This is a genomic window from Pseudomonas sp. TE3899, from assembly GCF_056279105.1.
In genome coordinates, this window is record NZ_JBWBQR010000001.1 from 1173452 (window position 1) to 1194812 (window position 21361).

Sequence of the window (21361 nt, forward strand, 5' to 3'; positions counted from 1 at the left end):
AAAATGTGCTTTTTATTATTTTTTCGCTTCCCCTAGGCTGGCTGCAATTCTTAAGGCCATCCAGGAAGTTTTGCCATGAGCAGCGTCAGCCCGTTATCCAGCGTCTCGAAAAATGTTCGCCAGCGCGTCACCCCCGAAGAATGGGATGTGCGGGTCAAGCTGGCGGCGGCCTATCGGTTGGCAGCGCTGTTCAAGTGGACCGACCACATCTACACGCACTTTTCCGCCCGGGTGCCGGGGCCCGATGAGCATTTCCTGATCAATGCCTTCGGCCTGTTGTTTGATGAAATCAGCGCCTCCAACCTGGTCAAGGTCGACCTCGACGGCACAATCGTCGACGACCCGACAGGCCTGGGCATCAACTATGCAGGCTACGTCATCCACAGTGCCATCCACGGCGCGCGGCCGGATCTGCAAGCGGTGCTGCATACCCATACTCGCGACGGCATCGCGGTGTCGGCCCAGCGTGACGGGTTGCTGCCGATCTCCCAGCATTCCATCGGTTTCTCCGGGCGCGTGGCTTACCACGGTTACGAAGGCGTCGCCCTGGACCTGGACGAGCGGGAACGGTTGGTGGCGGACCTCGGGGACAAGAGTGTGCTGATCCTGCGTAACCACGGTCTGCTGACCGCCGGCGTCAGCGTTGAGCACGCATTCCAGCAACTGCACGGCCTGGAGCGGGCGTGCAATATCCAGATCGCCGCTCAGGCCGGCGGCAATGCCGAGCTGATCTTCCCGCCGGCCGAGGTGGTGGCCAAGGTCGAGAAACAGGCCGAAGTGTTCAAAAGTGGCGACGGACCGGGTGTGGCGCGGCATTGGAATGCGTTGATCCGGCAGTTGGAGCGCACGGATACGGCGTACAAAGAATGAAAAAAGGGGACACCCATTAGCCGGTCTCCAGTCAAGGCTAATGGGTGTCCCCTTTTTAAGGCCTTGCTTAAGGCGCGCGATCCGCCAATTCTTCAAGCAAATCCGCCGAAGGCACAAAGAACAACCCACCCGTGACCGCCGTGCTGAAATCCAGCAAGCGGTCATAGTTGCCCGCCGGCCGGCCGACAAACATGTTCTCCAGCATCAGTTCAATCGGTTCCGGCGAGCGGGCATAGCCGATGAAGTAGGTGCCGAATTCGCCAGCGCCTGGCCGCCCGAACGGCATGTTGTCGCGGAGGATTTTTACCTCCTCGCCGTCTTTGGTGATGGTGGTCAAAGAACTGTGGGAATTGGTCGGTTTCACCGCGTCACCCAGTTCGATATCGGACAGTTTCGTACGGCCGATAACGCGTTCCTGAGCCTCGACGGACAGCCCGTTCCACGCGTCCATCTTGTGCAGATACTTCTGGACCAGCACGTAGCTGCCGCCGGCAAACGCCGGGTCTTCATCACCAATGAGCGTGAACCTGGCCATGTGCCGATCATCCGGATTCTCCGTGCCGTCGACAAAACCGATGATGCTGCGCATGTCGAAATAACGGAAACCCTGGACCTCATCGACTACCGCTACCGCATCGCCCAGGGCCGAGAGCAACTGTGTGGCCAGTTCGAAACACAGGTCCATCTGGTCCGCACGAATGTGCAGCAGAATGTCCCCCGGCGTTGCCGGCGCTCGGCGACCTTCATCGCCGAATTCGCGGAAGGCGTGCAGTGACGCCGGGCGCGGGCCGCCGAACAGCGTGTCCCAGGCACTGGAGCCAAAACCGCAGACGCAGGACAGGTAACCGGTCGGCACACGCTTGCCGACGGAGCGGGTGAGGGCGGCGATGTCACCGCACCAGCCGCGGACTTTTTCTGCGGCATCGCTGCCGGGCGCCACGGTGGCGACAATGAAAATCGCGCTTTTGGTGATCGGGGCGCAGACGGCTTGAGGATCAGGCGTTGGCTGGGTCATGGGCGTAGATCGTCATTGATAAAAAGTGCCAAGACAGTAGCAGATTCCGCCCTCAGGGGATCAAGCCCGCCGCTCGGTAGGACTCGATCATTTGGTCATGGATCGTGATGTCGTTGCGCCCACGGGACACCAGTTGCGCCCCTTGAATGGCGGCAAACACCGATAGCGCCTGGCGTTGCAGCGACTCTGGTTGAGCCTCGGGTTGTTTCAGCGCCAGCACCTTGCCCAGCCACCGCACATTGGCGTCGGTGAACCCGTCCACCTCAACCCGCACTTCGGCCGGAAGATCGTGATGCTCGGCGGCGAGGATCCCGCACAGGCACATGCGATTGTCGTTTTCCAGTGCCGCGCGGAAGGCGGCCGTGTAGGCGTCCATCATTGCGGCGGGGTCCTGGGATTGCGTCAGCAAAGGTCCCACTCGCCACAGGTTGAGTGTCACGACAAAAAAACAGGGGCTTGCCGCAAGGTAAGCCCCTTTGTCGTGTGCGGCGGCATCAGGCGACTTTTTCCGCCGCCTGCCGCTCCCGCTCGGCCACCAGTTGCCGGGTCAGCGGGATCAGGCGCTTGCCGTAATCGATGGCGTCATTCAGCGGATCAAAACCACGAATCAGGAACGTGGTAATACCCAGGTCGTAGTAATCGAGCAACGCTTCCGCCACCTGTTCCGGCGTGCCAACCAGCGAGGTCGAATTGCCCTGTGCACCCAGCAGCCCGGCGATGCCGGTCCACAGTCGCTTATCCAGCCGCGTGCCTTGGGCCGCCGCCGCCAGCAGACGTCGTGAACCTTCATTCGGTGGTTCGCGCCGCACAAAGCCATTCTGTTCCGCCAGCGCCGTGGCCTGTTGCAGAATCCGTTCGGTACGCTCCCAGGCTTGCGCTTCGGTCTCCGCCAGAATCGGGCGCAACGACAAGCTGAAGCGAATGCTGCGCCCATGCTTGGCGGCCTCGGCGCGCACCTGGTTCACCACTTCGCGCACCTGTTCATAGGTTTCACCCCACAGCGCGTAGACGTCCGCATGCTTGCCCGCCACCTCAATGGCCGCCGCCGATGAGCCGCCAAAATACAGCGGGATGTGCGGCTGCTGCGGTGACTTCACCGACGAGTGCGCACCCTCGACCTGGTAGTACTTGCCCGAATAGTCGAAGGGCTTTTCGCGGGTCCACTCCTGGCGCAGCACGTCGAGGTATTCATCGGTGCGGGCATAGCGCTCGTCCTTGCCGATGTAGCTGCCATCGGCGCGCAGTTCACGGTCATCGCCGCCGGTGATGATGTGCACGGCGGTGCGCCCGCCATTGAATACATCCAGGGTGGTGAATTGCCGCGCGGCGAGCGTCGGTGCGGCGAAACCCGGGCGATGGGCAATCAGGAACTTCAGGTTTTTCGTCACGCTGGCGGCGTGGGAAGCAATCAGCGTGCTGTCCGGGCTGTTGGAGTGGAACGCCACCAGGGCGCGGTCGAACCCGGCCTCGTCATGGGCGCGGGCGACAGTTTCTACATAGTCGGGTTGCAACACCGGGCCGCTGCGCGGGTGGATTTCCGAAGAATGATGGCCGCCGATGTAGCCGATAAATTCGATGCTCATGCTGAGTTCCTTGTCTTTGGATAGGCGTGATTCAAGCCTCCACCGGGCAGGGGGTCGGTCCGTGGTGTCGAAAGTAGGCGCAGCAGGGCAGGGCTGTGAAATGCCGATTTGTTCTAAGTTAATTATTAATTTAATGAATCATATGAAATTGTAGATATCAGTAATACGCATTTTATAGCGGGGGAATAGGCAGGCGCCGCAGAGGCTGCGGCCTGAGCCCTTTAATTATGCAAATAATTTATCTGGATGATCGTCTATCTGATTTTTAATCATATTAGGTTATTCCTAAAAAGCCTTTCACTGGCGTTTCTTATACGAATAGCATAAATCCGAAGCCATGTTCTTGATGAGGAAGGAAGCCTGATGACCGAAAAGACCTTCGATACACAGAGCGCCAGCAGCTCGTTTTCAGTCAGTAAGGCGGTTGATCGCCCCGAGGCTTCAAGGCTGCTCCCCAACTGGCTGCGCAACTGGCGAACCCCCGAAGTCCTGCTGCGCCTGCTCAGCCCGATCGCCTTGCTGTTGTTGTGGGAACTGGCCTCACAATTTGGCTTGATCCCGCAACGCATCATCGCCGCACCGTCGCAGATTGGCGGCACGCTCTGGGCGATGATCATCTCTGGCGAGTTGGGCAAACATCTGTTGGTTTCCCTGCAGCGCGCGCTGCTGGGCTTGAGCATCGGCGTCAGTATCGGTGTCGTAGCGGCGCTGATCACCGGGCTGTCGAAGCGCGGCGAGGTGATCCTCGACTCACCGATGCAGATGCTGCGCACCATTCCTTCCCTGGCGCTGGTGCCGCTGTTCATCCTCTGGTTCGGCATCGGCGAGTTCACCAAGATCGCGCTGATCGTCACCGGCACCACCTTCCCGGTGTACCTGAACCTGTTCTCCGGCATTCGCAATATTGACCCCAAATTGATCGAGGCCGCCAACACCCTGGGCCTGAATCGTCGCGAGCTGATCTGGCACGTGATCCTGCCGGGTTCCTTGCCTTCGTTCTTCGTCGGCCTGCGTTATTCCCTGGGCATTTCCTGGCTGGCCCTGGTGTTCGTCGAGCAGATCAACACCACCGCCGGCATCGGCTTTCTGGCCAGTGATGCCCGGGACTTTATGCGCACTGACGTGATCGTGATCTGCCTGTTGATTTACAGCGTCCTCGGTTTGTTGATCGACGGACTGATCCGCACGCTGGAGCGTTTCGCCCTGGCCTGGCGCCCATCTTTTGTGAGGAATTGACATGTCGACGCTCACGGCAAAAAACCTGCAATCAGAAGCACCGGTGCAACTGCGAAACGTGGTGCGCCAATTCGGTCAGCAACGGGTCATCGATGGCCTGGACCTGGACATCGCACCCGGCGAATTCGTCGCGCTGCTCGGGGCCAGCGGTTCCGGCAAGACCACGTTGTTGCGTAGTCTGGCCGGGCTCGACAGCATCGACAGCGGCCAGTTGCGCGTGCCCAAGGCCCGGGCCACCGTGTTTCAGGAGCCGCGCCTGATGCCGTGGAAACGCGCCTGGAAAAACGTGGTCCTCGGCCTGCACATCCCCGACGCCAAGGCCCGCGCCGTGCAAGCCCTGACCGAAGTCGGACTGGCCCATCGGCTGGAAGCCTACCCGGCGACCCTCTCTGGCGGCGAAGCCCAGCGGGTAGCCCTGGCCCGTGGCCTGGTGCGCGAACCCAAGCTGTTGCTGCTCGACGAACCCTTCGCCGCCCTCGATGCCCTGACCCGAATCAAGATGCATCGGCTGATCATCGAGTTGTGGCGCAAACACACGCCGGCGGTGCTGCTGGTGACCCACGACGTGGACGAAGCGATCCTGCTCGCTGACCGGGTGATCGTGCTGGCCAACGGCAAGATTGCCGAGCAACTGACCATCGACTTGCCCCGCAGCCGCGACACCGGGCAGGACGGTTTCCAGGCGATTCGCGCACGGCTGCTGAGCCTGTTGGGTGTCGAAGTGGAAACGGCGGCGGTGGTTGAGCGTCAGTCTGCGATCCGGCGGTTTGCCCATGCGTGATCGACGTCTATGGCAATCGGCGATGGTGTTGCTTTCAGGTGCTGCGCTGTTGCTCAGCGGCTGCGGTGATGCCATCGAGTCAAAAGCCCAGGCGGATCTGTCCAGTGTCACGCTGATCCTCGGTGATCAAGCCAAGGGCCTGCGCACGGTGGTCGAGGCCGCCAATGCGCTGGAGGGCATTGCGTACAAGGTGCAGTGGGCCAACTTTCAGGGCGCCGCGCCGCTGTTCGAAGCCTTGCGCGCCGGGGCTGTGGATTTGGGGCCGGCGGGGGATACGCCGGTGCTCGCTGCAGCAACCGGTGGCACGCCGTTGCGCATTGTCGCGGTGCGGCGCAGCCAATCCCGGGGGATCGCGATTCTCGTCCCGCACGACTCACCGATTCACAGCGTCGCCGATTTGAAAGGGCGCAACGTGGTGGTGTCGTCGGCCCGGGGCAGCATCTCCCAGTACTTGCTGATTCGCGCACTGGCCAATGCCGGGGTCGATGAGAAGGACGTCAACGTCGGCTTCGTCCTGCCTACCGACGCCCTGGCGGCGTTCAATGCCAGCAAGATCGAAGCCTGGGCCACGTTCGGCATCTACCAGGCATTTGCCGAGCAGCAGGGCGCCCGGGTGCTGATCAGCGGCGAAGGGATTAACACCGGGCTGACCTTTATCACTGCCTCCGATGAAGTGCTGACCGACAAGCTCAAGCGCCAGGCCCTCAGCGATGTGTTGCAGCGTTTCGCCAAGGCCTTCGAGTGGGCGCGGCAGAATCCCGATGAATACGCGCGGGTGTTCGCCAAGGCCAACGATGTGTCGCTGGACGTCTCGCAGCGGCTGCGCAGCTGGGGTGATGAGTCGCTATTGCCGATCGAGGCGCGTGACGTTCAGGCGTTGCAGCAGGTTGATGATTTATTCGTGGAGAAGAAGATCTTTCCCCATCGCGTCGACGTGGAGAAGTTCACCGATGCGCAGGTGTTTTCCAGTCAGTAAGAATCTGCGCCAGCGTTAGATCGATTATTTCTTTCGGTTATTTATATAGTCTTGCATCGCATATCGATAACCGACAGAAACGCGCTTCAGTCTGCATCGCATCTGCAATGAAAGCTGAGGGTTCGCAGCAGCAGATAATCCCGTTCCATCCACCTGTTTAAAGTCGCTTGAGCATGCATTCCGGCTGTTTGATCGCCATCTTGCTGCGTGTTGGTCAATCCTTAGAATCCTCCCCATCAGCTTCGTCCACCTATCGAACCTTCAGGGAACACCACCATGATGAACGCCATGCAGATGCAAATGCCGATGAACGCCAATATGCCAATGATGCCGATGATGGGCATGCCGATGATGATGGCGACCATGACCTGCGACATGATGGACGACGGCATGATGTGCAAGTTGATGCCGGCCGCTGGCATGGACATGGTGATGTTCAAGAACAGCGCTGAAATGATGCAGATGATGATGAACTGCGGCATGCCGATGATGATGCATTGCGGCAACATGAGCATGATGTGCATGTCCCAGTCGGCCATGGCCATGCCGATGATGAACATGATGATGCCAATGCCGATGATGGGCATGCCGATGCCATCGATGAAGTGCGTGATGGAATGCACGATGATGGACGACAGCATGATGTGCAAAATCATGCCGATGGCCGGTATGAACATGGACATGATGAAAAACTGCTGCAACCTGATGATGAAAATGATGAACGACTGCAGCATGCCAATGATGATGAGCTGCAACGGCATGCCGTTGATGTGCTGCACCTGCTGATCCATTGCCATTGAAAAAGCCCGGCTAATGCGAATTGGCCGGGCTTTTTCATGTGCTTTTGCTGTGCCTTTGCCTTTCGTAGGAGCCAGGCTTGCAGGCGAAGGCGTACTTGAGGGCCCCTTCGCCGGCAAGCCTGGCTCCTACAGGTTCGGTGTTTGTCAAAGCAGATTCGGTGTTTGTCAGACCAGGTTCGGTGTTTGTCAGTCCAGGCGTTCGGGGTAAGTGACCACCAGATACGCCACCGCCTCACTGTCGGCGGGGTTGCGATAGCGGTGCGGCTGGTCGGCATAGAACAGGATCGAATCGCCGGTCGACAACAGATAACGCTCGTCATTGACGCTGATTTCCAGCACCCCTTGCGACACCACCAGGTTCTCCTGCACGCCGGGACCGTGGCCCTCGGAAATGTCCTCGCCCAATGGGCGAAGGCGCAGCTCGTAAAACTCCGATTGGCGCGCCACGTCGAATGGAAACAGCGCACGGCTGACAAACGCACCGCTGGCACTGACCAGGCGTTTGCTCTGGCTTGCCGACAACACCGCCACGCCTTCGAAGGCCCGATGCTCAAGAAACGCGGCCACCGAGACCTTCAAACCCTTGGCGATTTTGCACAGCACTTTGATCGACGGCACACTGCGTCCGGATTCGATCTGCGCCAGCATCGCCCGGCTCACACCGCACTGACGGGCGAGGGCATCGAGGGACAGATGTCGCTTGCCACGCAGGCGTTGCAGGTTCTGCGCGACACGCTCGCAGATCGGGTCTTCTTCAAGGGATTCCAGGTTATTCAAATCCAGCCCAGGTTCGTCGGCGCTCGCCAGAAAGCGCGAGGGTTGCTGCACGTTCACGCGTGACGCGTCTCGGAAGACTTGGTCGCTTGCACCCATTGGTAGGCCTGCAAGCCGGCATTGCGTGCGTACATTTCCCACATGGCCCGTGCCCGTTGCTGAGCCTGTTTGCGTTTGCGGTAGCTGGCGAAGTCGATGACGTTATCAGTCGGATTCATGGGGCACTTCACTGTGTAATGAATGACGGGATGAGCTGACAATACTCGGAATGTTTTATAACGATAAATACTGATTTTGTATTTGGTAATTCGTTTTGGTTCTTTAGTGGCTGACTGAAAGAAAGGCAGCGGGCACTAGGGTTTCCAGATCTCGACGTCCTTGGCATCCACCGCTTTGGGCAACAAACCCTCGGCAAAAAACGCATCGGCGATTTTTTGCTGTTCGCCCAACTGATCGGCTTTCACCGGTTGCACCTGGTAACTGCGATGGGCATTGGCCGTCTCGACGGTTTCCACATCCAGGTTGCCCCACAACGGGCTGAGTACTTGTGCGGCGTCACGCGGGTTGTGCTTTACCCAGTCGCCGGCCTTGTGCAGTTGCTCGTAAACCAGCTTCAGGACTTGCGGGTGCTCTTTGGCGTAGGTGTTGCTGGTCAGGTAGTAGCGCTTGTAACTGGCCAGGCCGGTGCCGTCCGCCAGGGTGCGGGTCGGCAGTTGGCGTTGCACACCGCTGAGGAAGGGTTCCCAGGTGACCCAGGCGTCGACCTTGTTGTTCTCGAAGGCGGCGCGGCCATCGGCCGGTGACAGGTACGCCGGCTCAATGTCCGAAAACTTCAAGCCGGCCTTGTTCAGCGCGGCAATCAGCAGGTAGTGCGAACCGGCGGCTTTGGTTACCGCGACTTTCTTGCCTTTCAGATCCGCCAGTTGCTGCAACGGCGAATCCTTGCGCACGACAATCGCCTGGGCCGAAGGCGAGGGCGCTTCCTCGGCAAAGTAGGTCAGTTTGGCTTGCGCGGCCTGGGCGAAGATCGGCACGGTATCGGCCACATCGGCGCTGATATCGACGTTGCCGACATTTAACGCCTCCAGCAGCGGCAGGCCACTGGAGAACTCATGCCAGGTGACGTCGATGTTGTTCTGCGCGAGGGTCTTTTCCAGGGTGCCTTGGGTTTTCAGCAGGGTGATGAGGGTCGATGACTTCTGGTAGCCGATACGTACGGTCTCCCGGGCCTGCGCCGTCAGTGTGAAGGACAGGGCCAGTGCGACAACCAAGCTGGTAACGACCGCGTTTTTGATGGGTTTTGACATGGCGAACTCGACAGTAAGCGAAGGAGAAGGTGGCTATCTGTCATGAGCATAGAGTTCTAAGAATTATTCTTTAAATAATGTTTAGGTCTTAGCTTAAGGTGTTTGCATATGCATTTAAGGAATATATAAATCGTTATTTATTCCTTTTGTTATCGCTTGCGCCGGTGCATTTTGAAGGCCTGCACCTCAGTGCGGTTTTGCCTCACATCAGACAGGAAGCCTCAACATGACCATCAAAGCGATCAACGTTCGTAACCAGTTCAAAGGCGTTATCAAGGAAATTCTGGAAGGCGAAGTGGTTTCGGAAATCGACGTGCAAACCGCGTCCGGCATTGTCACATCGGTGATCACTACCCGTTCCGTGCGCGATCTGGAATTGAAGATTGGCAGTGAAGTGATTGCGTTCGTGAAGTCGACTGAAGTGTCGATTGCCAAGCTCTGAATGGGGTCGCCGTTCCCTGTGGCGAGGGGGCTTGCCACAGGTTTCTCGCAAGGTTTGCGAGATCAGCGTGAGATCAACCCACGTTCAATCGCGTAGTTAAGCAGCGCCGCCGGTTTGTCGATGTTGAGTTTGCGGCGAATGCTCAGCCGATGGGTTTCCACCGTGCGCACGCTGATGTCCAGTTCGCGCGCCATTTCCTTGTTGTTCAGTCCCAGCACCATTTTGCACAGCACCTCGCTCTCACGCGGGGTGAGCTCGTTGTCGGTCGGTCGGTCAGCCGCTAGCTTGCGGGCGATTTCGGCGCTGTAGAACGTCCCGCCACTGGCAATCGCCTCGATGGCCGCGATGATTTCACGGGAGGGGGAGTTCTTCAGCACGTAGCCGCTGGCGCCCGAGCGTACTGACTCGCTGACGTACTCGTTGTTGTCGTACATGCTGAGGATCAGGATTTTGATCGCCGGGTGGTCACGCCGCAGCACGCGGGTCAGTTCCAGGCCGTTCATGTCCTTGAGGCCAATGTCCACCAGCAGCAAATCGGGCTGGGTCCGGGCGACCATTTCAATCGCGCTCGCACCGCTGTCCGCCTCGCCGACGATGGCAAGAAAATCCACCACCGCCAGCAAGGCGCGAATGCCGTCGCGCACCAGGGAATGATCGTCGACCAGGGCGACACGGATCGGGACGGGCAGGCTCATCAAGTCATTTCTCTTATTGTGTGGGCTGTCTCGCTCAAGGGCAGCAGCACATTCAGCTCGCTGCGACCCGGCGTTGAATGCAGTTCGAGTCGGCCACCGAAATGCTCGACTCGTTCACGGATATTGCGCAAGCCGATACCGGCGTTCAGGCGGTCGACCCGATTGACGTTAAAGCCGATGCCATCATCAACGACGATCAGGCGGAATGCCTGCGGCGAACCCTGCAAGGTGATCGACACCGTGCTGGCCTGGGCGTGACGTTCAATATTAGTCAACCCTTCCTGGGCGATACGGAACACCGCCACCGCCGCACCGTCCACCAGATCGCAGTCGGTCAGGTTGCTTTCATAATTGACCTGCAAACCACTGCGCTGCTGGAACTCGGCAGCCAACTGGCCGATGGCGGCGGGCAGGCCCAGGGTGTCGAGCAGCGATGAGCGCAAGTCATGGGAAATGCTCCGCACCTCGCCGATGGCACTGCCGAGGCGCTCGGTGGCTTCGCGCAAAATGTTCAGGCCATTGTCGCGCCCGGCCTCGATCAAATGGCTGGCCAGTTCGAACTGAAACTTGATCGACACCAGCAACTGGCTGATGCCGTCATGCAATTCCCGGGAAACCCGTGAGCGCTCCTCTTCCTGCAAGCTGACAATGCGCTGGTTCAGGCGCTGGAGTTTTTTGTCGGCCAGGCGATGTTCGCTGACGTTCAGGGTCATGCCGCTGATAAACACCAGCAGCACGGCAATCAGCGCCACCGCCGCAATCGCGAGCATGGTGCCGTGGATGCCATGGGCGACTTCATCCCGGGCTTGTTGCGTGGCCTGTTCAACGTCTTCGAGGTAGATGCCGGTGCCGAGCATCCAGCCCCAGCGATCCAGCATCACCACGTACGCGAGCTTGTCGGTGATCGCGCCGGTGGAAGGTTTTTTCCAGGCGTAGCGCTGGAAACCGGCGCCGGATTCGGCGCTTTTCAGCAAAGCCTGAATCACCGGCAAGCCATGAGGGTCGGTCATGTCCCACAGGTATTTGCCCACCAGTTCGGATTGCCGCGCATGCATCAGGCTGCGGCCCTGGCGGTCGTAGACGAAGAAATAGCCATCGACGCCGAAGCTGAGTTTTCGCAGTTCTTCGAGCACCCGCTGCTGGGCCACGGCGTCGCCGTGGCCATCGTCATACAACGGCTCGATCAGGCTCTTGGCCATTTCTACGTAGTTTTTCAGCTCCGCGCGTTTGCTGGCGAGAATGCTGTCTTCAATCAACTGCGCCTGCTGCTCGCCCAGTTGTCGGTTCTGGAACATCACCAGGGCGCAAATCACTGCAATCGCCAGGATCAGCGGCAGGATGCCCAGGGCAACGATTTTGTGTTTGAGCTGCATGTTCTACTCCTGTCCAGACCGGGCGACGGTGCGGCAGGGCCGTTGGCGGGTGTCGTGGTGGGGGCATGATAGGCCAAAAAGACCTGCACTTCGCCAGCGCAAAGCGGCGTCGGACTAATGGATGAAAGCGGTCTGCGTAGTACTACGTAGACGGGCCTTACGTAGTACTGCGGATTCCGCTGCTGGCGACATGCGCGGATATTAGGCGGGCTCGCATAACGGGCACCATTATAAAAATTATCGCCGCGGCCTATCGGACTGCCGGCAGGAGACACGCAATGACCCGTCTGGTTAAACACCTCGCCTGGTTTGTCGTGGCTGTCATTGGAGCGATTGCGCTGAGTGTCGTGGCCCTGCGCCGCGGCGAAGCGATCAACGCCCTCTGGATCGTCGTCGCCGCCATCGCCATCTACCTCGTTGCCTACCGCTATTACAGCCTGTTCATCGCCAACAGGGTGATGCAACTCGATCCCAACCGAGCCACTCCCGCCGTACTCAACAATGATGGTCTGGACTATGTGCCGACCAACAAACACATCCTCTTCGGTCACCACTTCGCGGCCATCGCTGGCGCGGGGCCTCTGGTCGGTCCGGTGCTGGCGGCGCAGATGGGCTACCTGCCCGGTACGCTGTGGCTGATTGCCGGCGTCGTGTTCGCCGGCGCGGTGCAGGACTTCATGGTCCTGTTCATGTCTACTCGCCGCAACGGTCGCTCCCTGGGCGACATGGTCCGTGAAGAAATGGGCCGCATCCCGGGCACCATCGCGCTGTTCGGCTGCTTCCTGATCATGATCATCATCCTCGCGGTGCTGGCGCTGATCGTGGTCAAAGCCCTGGCCGATAGCCCGTGGGGCATGTTCACCGTGATGGCGACCATTCCGATCGCGATGTTCATGGGCGTGTACATGCGCTACATCCGCCCGGGCCGCATTGGCGAAATCTCGGTGATCGGCGTGGCGTTGCTGCTCGGTTCGATCTTCGTCGGCGGGCAGATTGCGGCTGATCCGGCCTGGGCAAAGGTCTTCAGCTTTACCGGTGTGCAAATCACCTGGATGCTGATCGGCTACGGTTTTGTCGCGGCGGTATTGCCGGTGTGGCTGATCCTGGCGCCGCGCGATTACCTCTCCACCTTCCTGAAAATCGGCACCATCCTGGCGTTGGCGGTCGGCATCCTGATCACCATGCCCGAGCTGAAAATGCCGGCGCTGACCCAGTTCATCGACGGCACCGGGCCGGTGTGGAAGGGCGGCTTGTTCCCGTTCCTCTTCATTACCATCGCTTGCGGCGCGGTTTCGGGTTTCCACGCGCTGATCGCTTCCGGCACCACGCCGAAACTGCTCGCCAGTGAAGGCCATGCCCGTTACATCGGTTACGGCGGCATGCTGATGGAATCCTTTGTTGCCATCATGGCGATGGTCGCCGCTTCGGTGATCGAGCCAGGCGTCTACTTCGCCATGAACAGCCCAGCTGCCGTGGTCGGTGGTGACGTGATTCAAGTGGCACAAACCGTCAGCAGCTGGGGTTTTGCAATTACCCCGGAAGCCCTGCAAGCAGTGGCCCATGACATTGGTGAAACCACCGTGCTGGCCCGTGCCGGCGGTGCGCCAACGTTGGCGGTCGGCATTGCGCAAATCCTGCACAGTGTCCTGCCAGGTGAAAACACCATGGCGTTCTGGTACCACTTCGCGATCCTGTTCGAAGCGCTGTTCATCCTGACCGCCGTCGACGCCGGCACCCGAGCCGGACGCTTCATGCTGCAGGACTTGCTCGGCTCTTTCGTCCCGGCGCTCAAACGCACGGAATCCTGGACCGCCAACCTGATCGCCACCGCCGGTTGCGTGGCGATGTGGGGTTACTTGCTCTATCAAGGCGTGATCGATCCGCTTGGTGGCATCAACACCTTGTGGCCGCTGTTCGGCATCTCCAACCAGATGCTCGCCGGTATCGCGCTGATGCTCGCCACCGTCGTGCTGATCAAAATGAAACGCCAACGCTACATCTGGGTGACCATGCTGCCAGCCGTGTGGCTGTTGATCTGCACCACGACGGCGGGCTTCATCAAGCTGTTCGACGCGAACCCGGCGATCGGCTTCCTGTCCCTGGCCAAGAAATACAGCGATGCGTTGGCCAACGGCCAGATTCTTGCCCCGGCCAAGAGCATCGACCAGATGCAGCACGTGATCTGGAACGCGTACACCAACGCTACGTTGACCGGGCTGTTCCTGTTCGTGGTGTTCAGCATCCTGTTTTATGCGCTCAAGGTCGGCATCGCCGCCTGGGGTACAAAAGAGCGTACGGATAAAGAATCGCCGTTCCAGGCTGTGCCCAATGTTCAATGACCTGAGTCGCCTCGGTAAATACCTCGGTCAGGCCGCGCGCCTGATGGTCGGCATGCCCGACTACGACAACTACGTCGAGCATATGCAGACCAAGCACCCGGACAAGCCGGTGATGGATTACGAGATGTTCTTCCGGGAGCGTCAGGAAGCGCGTTACGGGAGTAAGGCTGGGCCGAAGTGTTGTTGAACTTGTAGGAGCATGGCTTGCCCGCGATGGCGATCTTTCGGACGCCATCGCGGGCAAGCCTTGCTTCTACACAACAGGTGATAGGCCACATCCGGCAATCGCGGCAATCCATCGCTCCCCCCGTTACCAGAGTTTGTCGCCTTTCGCCGGATCCGCGTTGCGCCGATCCGGGCCATCGGGGTTGCCGAGGTTCACAAGCCTTCTTTCCAGCAGAACATTCTGAAGCGCCTGGCGTGCCGTCGGATCCAGTTGATGCTCACGCTCCTTGAGTTCAAGCAGAATTGGGCTGGACCAGGCGCGATAGGTTTGCTCGGTTATACGAACGGGGGTCATCTATCTCTCCTTGATTAGGCGCCCGCCGTGAGGTGGGCGCTGTTCGATGAGGTAGAAACACTAGTCGAGGAAACGGGTTGTTGCCAGCATCGATCCGGCTGATTCCTGGCTACAATCTGAAAGCACTGTCCTGCTAGCCAAAAGCCACGTAACTTAGCGCGCAAAATAATTAGACGTTTAAGGAAGATGCGCGTGGGGGCTTTTCGACTGCTGCTGGCGGTGCTGGTGGCGATTTCACATATGGGCGTGACGTTTGCGGGGCTCAATCCCGGCGTGGTTGCGGTGATTTCCTTTTTGCTCATCAGCGGCTTTGTGATGACGTCCCTGATCGAAAGGAACTACAACGCCCCGGAGCAATTTCCATTGTTTTACGTGGATCGGCTGTTGAGGCTCTACCCGCAGTTTCTGCTCTACTTCACCGCCTCCTGCGTGGTGATTTACTGCCTGTTGCCCGGTACGCCGCAAGCGGCGGCGCTGACGGTCAAGAACATCGCCCTGAGCCTGACGATCGTTCCGCTGGATTTCTACATGTTCGGCTTCACCATTCCCGAGGTCCTGCCGGCCGCCTGGTCGCTGGGGCTCGAAATGTGTTTCTACCTGCTGATTCCATTCCTGATCGTGTACAAGCTGCGGGGCCTGGCATTTGTGCTGTCGGTGGCGGTGTTCATGGTCGCTTCCCTGGGTTACATCAACACTGACGTTTACGGTTACCGACTGCTGCCGGGCGTGCTGTTTATCTTTCTGTGCGGCAGCTACATGTACCGGATGCGGGCCAGGGCCGCGATGGTGATTGCCGCCACCGCGATCATTGCCGGGCTGATGTTCGTGGCCATTGCCGTGGGGATGATTCCTCGACGCCCCTTCAACGCCGAGGTGACCGCCGGCATTGCCCTGGGCGTGCCGGCCGTCTTCCTGCTGAGCCGGCTGAAATACCACCGCATCGATGAGTTGCTGGGCAATATCAGCTATGGCGTGTTTCTAAACCACTTTGCGGTGATCTATTTCCTGCGGGGATTCTGGCCGTTTACCTTCACGGTCACGACGATGCTGTTGCTCTCGTTTTTGCTGAGCGGCGTGTCGTACTACTTTGTCGAACGACCGGCGTTGAAACTCCGTCACGCGCTGCGCAAGGGCGCGAAATTTGGAGTGGGTCGTGCAAGCACTGTTTGAGGCGAGGCTTGCCGCATGCTGAATGTCGAGTCATCCAGCGGGCGGCAAGTGGGGTGGGTCAGACGCAGGCCTGGCCGAGCTGATTGTCTTGCGCGGCGGTGAGCAGGTGCGCCGGCACGTTTGGCAGTAGCTCGACGCAGGAGACTTCGAAATGCCCCACTATCTGGAGATGTCGCTCACTCAGTCCGGTCGACTCTTCTGCCTTTGCCATAGCCATTCTCGCGTGGTTCGCTGCGATTTCATTGAGAGTTGACACGTTACATCTCCGGGGTGACTGACCAAGCTGATTGTGATTGCTGCCGCGTCAGAATTACGTCGTTCTGGGGCTGCTAGACGGGCCTTTGCAATCCTCACGCCAGACAGACCCGGGCATTACGCGCCAGTTTTTATAGGCGACGAATGGTGAACCCTGGGGCCTGCTGGAAGCACACCGACCGTCAGCCAGCTTGAATTATCGGCCATGCCCGGACTCCATTGATCGAGGGGCAATTGTTCTTCGATGGCGGTGTACTCCGCGCTGAGGCAACTTAATGACATCGTTCGAAGATTTCAGAACCCAATCACACGCGCTCTTGATCGAGCTGGATGCCGCTACGATGGGAATGATGACGTTGGTGACATCAAAACGCGTTTCAGGGCCGGAATGGGACGCGGCCACGAAAAGACACCACGACGCGTACGAACGCTGGAACGCCTTCCTTAATATCCCCGGCTAGCGTGTGAAATGGGGGCGTAAATTGGCCATGCACTTCTTAAAGAGGAGCCGCACATGGACGCCGACCAAGTGAGCAAGCAAACGTCGGAGCAAAGAGTCTGGGATCGGTACTTCTGCGCTGCGTTGATTGCAGAGAGCCATCTGACAGCACCGATTGTGGGAGAGACCACCCACGAAGACCGGCAGAACCTGCTGGTTGAACGGGCCAAGGCACTCGCCGACAAAATGCTCGAACACCGCAAATAACCAGAGCCCAGCCATCGCGCTGGGCTTTTCATTGGCGCGAGATACCGGTGATCGGCTGGCGTGAATCATTCGCCGAATGCCGGCTCAATGATCCTGAAGCCGTTGCTTCTTTTTTTTGGCCGGGTCAATGAAGGTGAATGCAATGACGTCAGTCGACGATTTCAGAATCAAGTCCCACGCACTGCTGATGGATCTCGATGCAGCCACCGCGCAAATGATGCAGCTGGTTTCCGCACGTTCGGTTTCAGGGCCGGCGTGGGAGGAGGCCGTCAAGCGCCAGCACGATGCCTATGTACATTGGAATACGTTTATCAACAATCGCGATGGCGCCGATCCGGCCGATGCCAGTTAGTCAAGAGATGAGTGAGCGATGATTAACGTGTGGCGAAGGAGCAAGCTCTCTCGCCACAGGTTTGGTGTCAGGCCTGATGACCGCATCAGGCACTAGACCGGGTTCAGCTTCAAGAACCGCTACCCCCTTTACCCTCACCACCCCCTTTTGAACCTCCAGCAGGAGTAGGGCCGTTATCGGTGGTGCCTGCGTCGGCGCCATTGGACATGGAGCCCGTCGTGCCATCAATGCCCGTGGCCGACTTGCCACCGTCCGTGCCCGTCCCGACGCTGTTCGTTTCATTACCTTGCGGCTGCGCGGTACCCGGCGGAAGGGCAGAGCCTTCGGTCGTCTTCTCGGCAGCCAGGCCATAAAGCGAGCAGGTGGATAACAGGCCGGCGAGGGTGAGCACTGCAAATGTGTTTTTCATGGTCCCAGTCTTCCGTAAAAGTGATTGACACAATATTGGAAGAATGGGAATTGCAAAGGTGCTGAGGAACGGACGAGTGGTGGTCAGGTGGGGGGTTGAGGCTTGCCCGCCGTGACTTGTTTCAGGTGTTCTCCTCGACCGTGTTGAGCGCCTGGACCCGGACATAGGTGCCGAACACGTGATCCCAGAGCGGCGAGGACACGCCGAAATTCTTCTCGATGCCCTTGCGGTGATGCAGGTCATGATTGGTCGCCAACCCGGAAACAAAACGGTAGGCCCAGTGTTCCGGACGGTGCATCACGTAGTGCAGCGAGATGTAGAAGAAGTAGCCGACGATCACACCGATGAAAACCGACGTCAGGCCAGTCAACCAAGCGAGCACCAAAAGACCGGCATAGGCTGAACTGGTCTTCCAGCTGGAAATGCCGATGAAAGCCAGCACATCGAGATGATGTGTCCAGTGCTCCCGGCGATACAGCGAATGAAACAGGAAACGGTGCACCAGATACTCAACCAACGACCAGGCCAGCAGACCGGCGAGTGCCTGACCGAGATGAAAGGGAGCGATGCACAGGGCAAGGACGACAAACAGCGGAACGGTGAAGAAGTCGAGGTAATACGCAGCCGATGACATCAGCCATTTGTTGGACGCAGCCATGCGCAAGGATTCCTTGGTGTGCCCGATGGGCATCAATTTGTGAGTCGATGAGGTAAAGCGCGGCAAAGCTAACATAAGCGCCTTGGATTGCATATTTCGACAGCTCACTTTCTTGGCTGCGCGAGTATTAATCCCATGTGCTGCTTAATGATTGGATCCAATAAAAGTTATAAGCCTGTTCTTTAATGGTCTGCGATACCGGTCGGTTTTACTGCTAGGTTGTCAATGCACAACAGTAACGCTCCCGATTACAAACAGCATGCCTTCTGCCACTAACGACACCTATGAACCCGATACTTTCACCTCGCGGCCTGAGATATAGCGTGCAGTTGCCCTGGACTGACTAGCGCTATGCGGTGAGGGCTTCGATAACGTTCATCCGTCAATAATCCGGGTGGGTAACATCATCGCTTTTCATTATTGCTGTAACAAAAGGACTGCCGCTGCGCGGCTGCTTGTTTGCAATTTGGAGTATTCATGGTTACAGCTGCACTGATTTACATCATGGCGGTCATCAGTCCGGGTCCGAACTTAATTATTGTCAGCCGTTTTTCATCATTCAATTCGAATACACGCGCCAGATCGACGTCGGGCTGGCTGTCTTTCTGGTGGGGGTCTCGTTGAACAATGCCATCCCCGTCTTTCTTGGCAGCCGCTGAGGATGGCCTGTTCTACCTCAGCCCTGGCGAGATGCCGGCGTTCTACGGTAGCGGTGGGTCAGCAGCAAGGCCAGCATCAGCCCCAGCAGGTGGGCACCGTAGGACATTTGCAGCGCCAGGAAGTAATCCACGGTTTCGCCGGGACGCACACAGCTGTAGCCGTAGCTTTGACCTTCCAGGGTGACGCCCGGCGCGTCGGTCAGGTCAACGGGTGGCAGGGGTTCCTGGGGCGGCGTCGCAGCATCGGGCTTGCCGATGTAGCTCAGGCTACTCCAGCTTTGTTCCGACAGCTGATTGATCGCCGCCAGCTGCCCGGCGTTGCAACGATTGAGCACATAGCCACCGATGGCAATCACGGCAAATACCGAGATCAGCATCGGCACCACGTAGTAGCGCTGTGCAGGCAGTAAGCGCACCACCACCAGTCCGGCAATGAAGCCCGAGACCCATGAGTTGGCCCAGAAAGCCCAACTGCCGCCCCAGCCCTCGGGGATCAGGAACATGAGCGTGTAGGGCACGACAAATCGCCCCAGCAGATGGCACAGGGCAGCTATCAGGACGGCGACCAACAGGGGTTTGATCAAGGACTTCATCGGGTATTCATAACCTTTGGTGAGCAGGGTGGACGCGGGGAGGGCACAGAGGTGCGCGCGGTCATCAGTGGCTGAGCGCGTTCGACGAAGCGGTGGATTTTTGAGGAGTCGAGGCCTGGGAGGTCTCTAGCGGCTGCGGGGGACGCAGGTCTGCGATCATGTGCGATTCCATCCGTGGAAAATTCGAGCGCGGATCCTGCAGCAATTGACGCCGGCCTGCAAGGCCCGGTGCAGAGCGGGCTACGTCTGGATTGGCGTTTCCAAGTCAGCCCCCCTCAGGGAAATCCTGATGGCATATTGAATTCAGCGATGGCAAGCTTCTGACCTGCAGCGCCGACCCGTGTGCAGCCGGGCAGGACGCTCACTCCTCAATAACTGCTGCCATTCACCTCGGGTGTTCATCACCTGTTGGTTCCACTGAACAAGGATGTCGTCATGAAAATCTCTCTTGGTCTTCTCGCCCTGGCTGGGTGCCTGTCCACTTTTTCTGTCTCGGCCGCTGGCCCGAACCAAAGCGATCTGTTCAAGGCTTTGGCGGAGTGCAAGGCCAGTGCGCAGCAGGTAGCCGACTTCAACGGTCTGGTGGACGCTGGACAATTGTCGTTGCCCAAGGATGTCCCACACAGCCCGTGGGGCGGCGGCGCCTGGCAGGTCACGCCGGCGTTGACGGTGCACGGTGTGTCGTCCACCACCGCCGTGATGACCGACCGCGCCAGCTTCTTTCTCCAGGCCAAAAGCAGCAGCCCTAAGGCCGACGCAGAGAAGCTTGCCAGCACCCTGAAACTGCAAAAGGTACTGGATACTGACGGTTATGTTGACTTCCAGCGCAGCCTCGACAATGGCGCAACCTTGCGAGTGGTCTCCACGGAGGACAAGGACATTGATCTCTATGTGGGTTGCAGCTATCAGCAGAATGCTTCCTGAGACCTGAGGTCAGACGAATACACCGCGAGCCCGCAGGGGCTTCGCGGCTCAAGCGTGCAACATCGCTTTAGCCCTGACCGTAGCGGCAAAAGTACACTCGGATGACACGAAGCCGAGGGCAAATAATGAGTTGGCAAATAGACAGGCCGTCTCGAGTGACGTTGAGTTTCTGATGGATATCGACCCTCTCGCCAAAACAGAGAAGGGCCGCCAGGAGCACATCCAACGTTCCGATGCAGCAATGACTCAGACAACTCGGCTATCAAGACAGTGGCCGAGTAGAGAATCTTGATCCGGACGATCCAGAGCTGATCTTTGTGAAATGCTTGAGTCTTGCAAAGTTATGAGCGATGGGTGGTCTGTGGGAGCACATGAACTAACAGCTGACCATTAAGTCAGGCCAGATGTAGCGATCATTTGTGTCTATAGCCCGCTATAGATATGGTTCAGAATCATCAGCTCAAGCACGGCCACCAGCACACAAAACGCGACAAATCCTCGTGTGAAGGCCCTACGAGGTTTTTCATAAGATGGAATATTGCCGAAAAGGGTGAGAAGGTCGGATAAAAACTCAAGAAACCCCATGGATGTATGCCTTCGCTCCGTCGATTTATCCAGCCTGCGACACGGTGGCAGGCTAATTCATGCATTTCTTAGTGGAGTGTCGCAACTCTGCGACTCTCGCCAATTCTGATTCGATCCAGCGCTCTGTTCAGAGCATCCAGCGCATCAAGGAGCGCTTTTGCCTCGGATTCCCGGCCATCCCCCCAAAGGCGTTCAGCCATTTTGTTCAGGGCCTGGATAGAGCGTTCAATGTCCGCAGCGGTCGTCGCTGTTATATTTTCCGGCTGTTTCTTCGGCATTCAGTAACCCTTCTGCTGGGCATCGCTTGGCTCTCAGGACCTCACGCGAGCACATCGTTCA

At 58.5% G+C, this 21361-nt stretch carries 26 protein-coding genes; 12 read left to right on the forward strand and 14 right to left on the reverse strand.

Features of this window, described 5'->3' with window-relative positions:
• Window positions 1-75 precede the first annotated feature (75 nt).
• Entirely contained in the window at window positions 76-870 is a 795-nt protein-coding gene (locus ACZ89E_RS05385) for a class II aldolase/adducin family protein (RefSeq protein ID WP_149662133.1), read from the forward strand.
• 67 nt (window positions 871-937) lie between these two features.
• Here ACZ89E_RS05385 and ACZ89E_RS05390 read toward each other — a convergent pair whose 3' ends face one another.
• The 3 genes from ACZ89E_RS05390 to ACZ89E_RS05400 all read right to left on the reverse strand — a co-directional run bounded on the left by ACZ89E_RS05390 (window position 938) and on the right by ACZ89E_RS05400 (window position 3468).
• Window positions 938-1885 (reverse strand): Dyp-type peroxidase, encoded by a 948-nt coding sequence (locus tag ACZ89E_RS05390; RefSeq protein ID WP_463257584.1) that lies wholly within the window; start codon window positions 1883-1885, stop codon window positions 938-940.
• Window positions 1886-1937: 52 nt separating this feature from the next.
• Window positions 1938-2264, reverse strand: coding sequence for a hypothetical protein (locus ACZ89E_RS05395; protein ID WP_476255038.1), 327 nt, complete (start codon window positions 2262-2264; stop codon window positions 1938-1940).
• Between the two features lie 115 nt (window positions 2265-2379).
• Window positions 2380-3468: an LLM class flavin-dependent oxidoreductase gene (locus tag ACZ89E_RS05400; protein WP_476255039.1), complete on the reverse strand. Its 1089-nt coding sequence runs from the start codon at window positions 3466-3468 to the stop codon at window positions 2380-2382.
• Between the two features lie 363 nt (window positions 3469-3831).
• Between ACZ89E_RS05400 and ACZ89E_RS05405 the strand changes: the two genes are divergently transcribed.
• The 4 genes from ACZ89E_RS05405 to ACZ89E_RS05420 all read left to right on the forward strand — a co-directional run bounded on the left by ACZ89E_RS05405 (window position 3832) and on the right by ACZ89E_RS05420 (window position 7247).
• Entirely contained in the window at window positions 3832-4704 is an 873-nt protein-coding gene (locus ACZ89E_RS05405) for an ABC transporter permease (protein WP_149662137.1), read from the forward strand.
• 1 nt (window position 4705) lies between these two features.
• Window positions 4706-5485, forward strand: coding sequence for an ABC transporter ATP-binding protein (locus ACZ89E_RS05410; protein WP_476255040.1), 780 nt, complete (start codon window positions 4706-4708; stop codon window positions 5483-5485).
• Window positions 5478-6461, forward strand: coding sequence for an ABC transporter substrate-binding protein (locus tag ACZ89E_RS05415; protein ID WP_476255041.1), 984 nt, complete (start codon window positions 5478-5480; stop codon window positions 6459-6461). The genes ACZ89E_RS05410 and ACZ89E_RS05415 overlap by 8 nt, the downstream gene beginning before the upstream one ends.
• 276 nt (window positions 6462-6737) lie before the next feature.
• Window positions 6738-7247 carry a hypothetical protein gene (locus tag ACZ89E_RS05420; protein ID WP_476255042.1) on the forward strand — a complete coding sequence of 170 codons (510 nt, stop codon included), beginning with the start codon at window positions 6738-6740 and terminating at the stop codon, window positions 7245-7247.
• Between the two features lie 200 nt (window positions 7248-7447).
• Here ACZ89E_RS05420 and ACZ89E_RS05425 read toward each other — a convergent pair whose 3' ends face one another.
• From ACZ89E_RS05425 to ACZ89E_RS05435, 3 genes are all read right to left on the reverse strand, one after another.
• Window positions 7448-8095 carry a helix-turn-helix domain-containing protein gene (locus ACZ89E_RS05425; protein ID WP_476255043.1) on the reverse strand — a complete coding sequence of 216 codons (648 nt, stop codon included), beginning with the start codon at window positions 8093-8095 and terminating at the stop codon, window positions 7448-7450.
• Window positions 8092-8253, reverse strand: coding sequence for a hypothetical protein (locus ACZ89E_RS05430; RefSeq protein WP_476255044.1), 162 nt, complete (start codon window positions 8251-8253; stop codon window positions 8092-8094). Before ACZ89E_RS05430 ends, ACZ89E_RS05425 begins: the two co-directional genes overlap by 4 nt.
• 135 nt (window positions 8254-8388) lie before the next feature.
• Complete coding sequence (locus ACZ89E_RS05435; RefSeq protein WP_476255045.1) at window positions 8389-9342, reverse strand: aliphatic sulfonate ABC transporter substrate-binding protein; 954 nt, start codon at window positions 9340-9342, stop codon at window positions 8389-8391.
• Between the two features lie 226 nt (window positions 9343-9568).
• Here ACZ89E_RS05435 and ACZ89E_RS05440 point away from each other — a divergent pair, with 226 nt between their 5' ends.
• Window positions 9569-9784 carry a TOBE domain-containing protein gene (locus tag ACZ89E_RS05440; RefSeq protein ID WP_034150404.1) on the forward strand — a complete coding sequence of 72 codons (216 nt, stop codon included), beginning with the start codon at window positions 9569-9571 and terminating at the stop codon, window positions 9782-9784.
• Window positions 9785-9846: 62 nt separating this feature from the next.
• Here the strand turns inward: ACZ89E_RS05440 and ACZ89E_RS05445 are convergent, their stop codons facing one another.
• Window positions 9847-10479, reverse strand: coding sequence for a response regulator (locus ACZ89E_RS05445; RefSeq protein WP_149662142.1), 633 nt, complete (start codon window positions 10477-10479; stop codon window positions 9847-9849).
• Window positions 10479-11852 (reverse strand): cache domain-containing protein, encoded by a 1374-nt coding sequence (locus ACZ89E_RS05450; protein ID WP_476255046.1) that lies wholly within the window; start codon window positions 11850-11852, stop codon window positions 10479-10481. Before ACZ89E_RS05450 ends, ACZ89E_RS05445 begins: the two co-directional genes overlap by 1 nt.
• Before the next feature lie 278 nt (window positions 11853-12130).
• Here ACZ89E_RS05450 and ACZ89E_RS05455 point away from each other — a divergent pair, with 278 nt between their 5' ends.
• Complete coding sequence (locus ACZ89E_RS05455) at window positions 12131-14191, forward strand: carbon starvation CstA family protein (RefSeq protein ID WP_149662144.1); 2061 nt, start codon at window positions 12131-12133, stop codon at window positions 14189-14191.
• On the forward strand, window positions 14181-14378 hold the full coding sequence (locus ACZ89E_RS05460; RefSeq protein ID WP_054050768.1) for a YbdD/YjiX family protein: 198 nt from the start codon (window positions 14181-14183) through the stop codon (window positions 14376-14378). Before ACZ89E_RS05455 ends, ACZ89E_RS05460 begins: the two co-directional genes overlap by 11 nt.
• A 123-nt stretch (window positions 14379-14501) precedes the next feature.
• Here the strand turns inward: ACZ89E_RS05460 and ACZ89E_RS05465 are convergent, their stop codons facing one another.
• Entirely contained in the window at window positions 14502-14711 is a 210-nt protein-coding gene (locus tag ACZ89E_RS05465) for a hypothetical protein (protein WP_463257574.1), read from the reverse strand.
• Window positions 14712-14903: 192 nt separating this feature from the next.
• On the opposite strand from ACZ89E_RS05465, the gene ACZ89E_RS05470 reads away from it, so the two are divergent.
• Complete coding sequence (locus ACZ89E_RS05470; RefSeq protein WP_476255047.1) at window positions 14904-15881, forward strand: acyltransferase family protein; 978 nt, start codon at window positions 14904-14906, stop codon at window positions 15879-15881.
• A 58-nt stretch (window positions 15882-15939) separates the two neighbouring features.
• Here the strand turns inward: ACZ89E_RS05470 and ACZ89E_RS05475 are convergent, their stop codons facing one another.
• Window positions 15940-16137 (reverse strand): hypothetical protein, encoded by a 198-nt coding sequence (locus tag ACZ89E_RS05475; protein ID WP_476255048.1) that lies wholly within the window; start codon window positions 16135-16137, stop codon window positions 15940-15942.
• 513 nt (window positions 16138-16650) lie between these two features.
• Between ACZ89E_RS05475 and ACZ89E_RS05480 the strand changes: the two genes are divergently transcribed.
• Complete coding sequence (locus ACZ89E_RS05480; protein ID WP_149662149.1) at window positions 16651-16842, forward strand: hypothetical protein; 192 nt, start codon at window positions 16651-16653, stop codon at window positions 16840-16842.
• A gap of 142 nt (window positions 16843-16984) precedes the next feature.
• On the forward strand, window positions 16985-17194 hold the full coding sequence (locus ACZ89E_RS05485) for a hypothetical protein (protein ID WP_149662150.1): 210 nt from the start codon (window positions 16985-16987) through the stop codon (window positions 17192-17194).
• A 109-nt stretch (window positions 17195-17303) separates the two neighbouring features.
• On the opposite strand, the gene ACZ89E_RS05490 is transcribed toward ACZ89E_RS05485, so the two are convergent.
• The 3 genes from ACZ89E_RS05490 to ACZ89E_RS05500 form a co-directional block, all read right to left on the reverse strand.
• Window positions 17304-17603, reverse strand: coding sequence for a hypothetical protein (locus ACZ89E_RS05490; protein WP_149662151.1), 300 nt, complete (start codon window positions 17601-17603; stop codon window positions 17304-17306).
• 121 nt (window positions 17604-17724) lie between these two features.
• Entirely contained in the window at window positions 17725-18261 is a 537-nt protein-coding gene (locus tag ACZ89E_RS05495; RefSeq protein ID WP_149662152.1) for a sterol desaturase family protein, read from the reverse strand.
• 676 nt (window positions 18262-18937) lie between these two features.
• Window positions 18938-19513, reverse strand: a complete 576-nt coding sequence (locus tag ACZ89E_RS05500; protein ID WP_476255049.1) for a hypothetical protein — start codon at window positions 19511-19513, stop codon at window positions 18938-18940.
• A 435-nt stretch (window positions 19514-19948) separates the two neighbouring features.
• Between ACZ89E_RS05500 and ACZ89E_RS05505 the strand changes: the two genes are divergently transcribed.
• Window positions 19949-20437 (forward strand): hypothetical protein, encoded by a 489-nt coding sequence (locus ACZ89E_RS05505; protein ID WP_149662269.1) that lies wholly within the window; start codon window positions 19949-19951, stop codon window positions 20435-20437.
• Between the two features lie 653 nt (window positions 20438-21090).
• Here ACZ89E_RS05505 and ACZ89E_RS05510 read toward each other — a convergent pair.
• A complete protein-coding gene (locus tag ACZ89E_RS05510) occupies window positions 21091-21300 on the reverse strand; it encodes a hypothetical protein (RefSeq protein WP_463257569.1) in 210 nt (69 codons plus the stop codon).
• Between the last annotated feature and the right edge of the window lie 61 nt (window positions 21301-21361).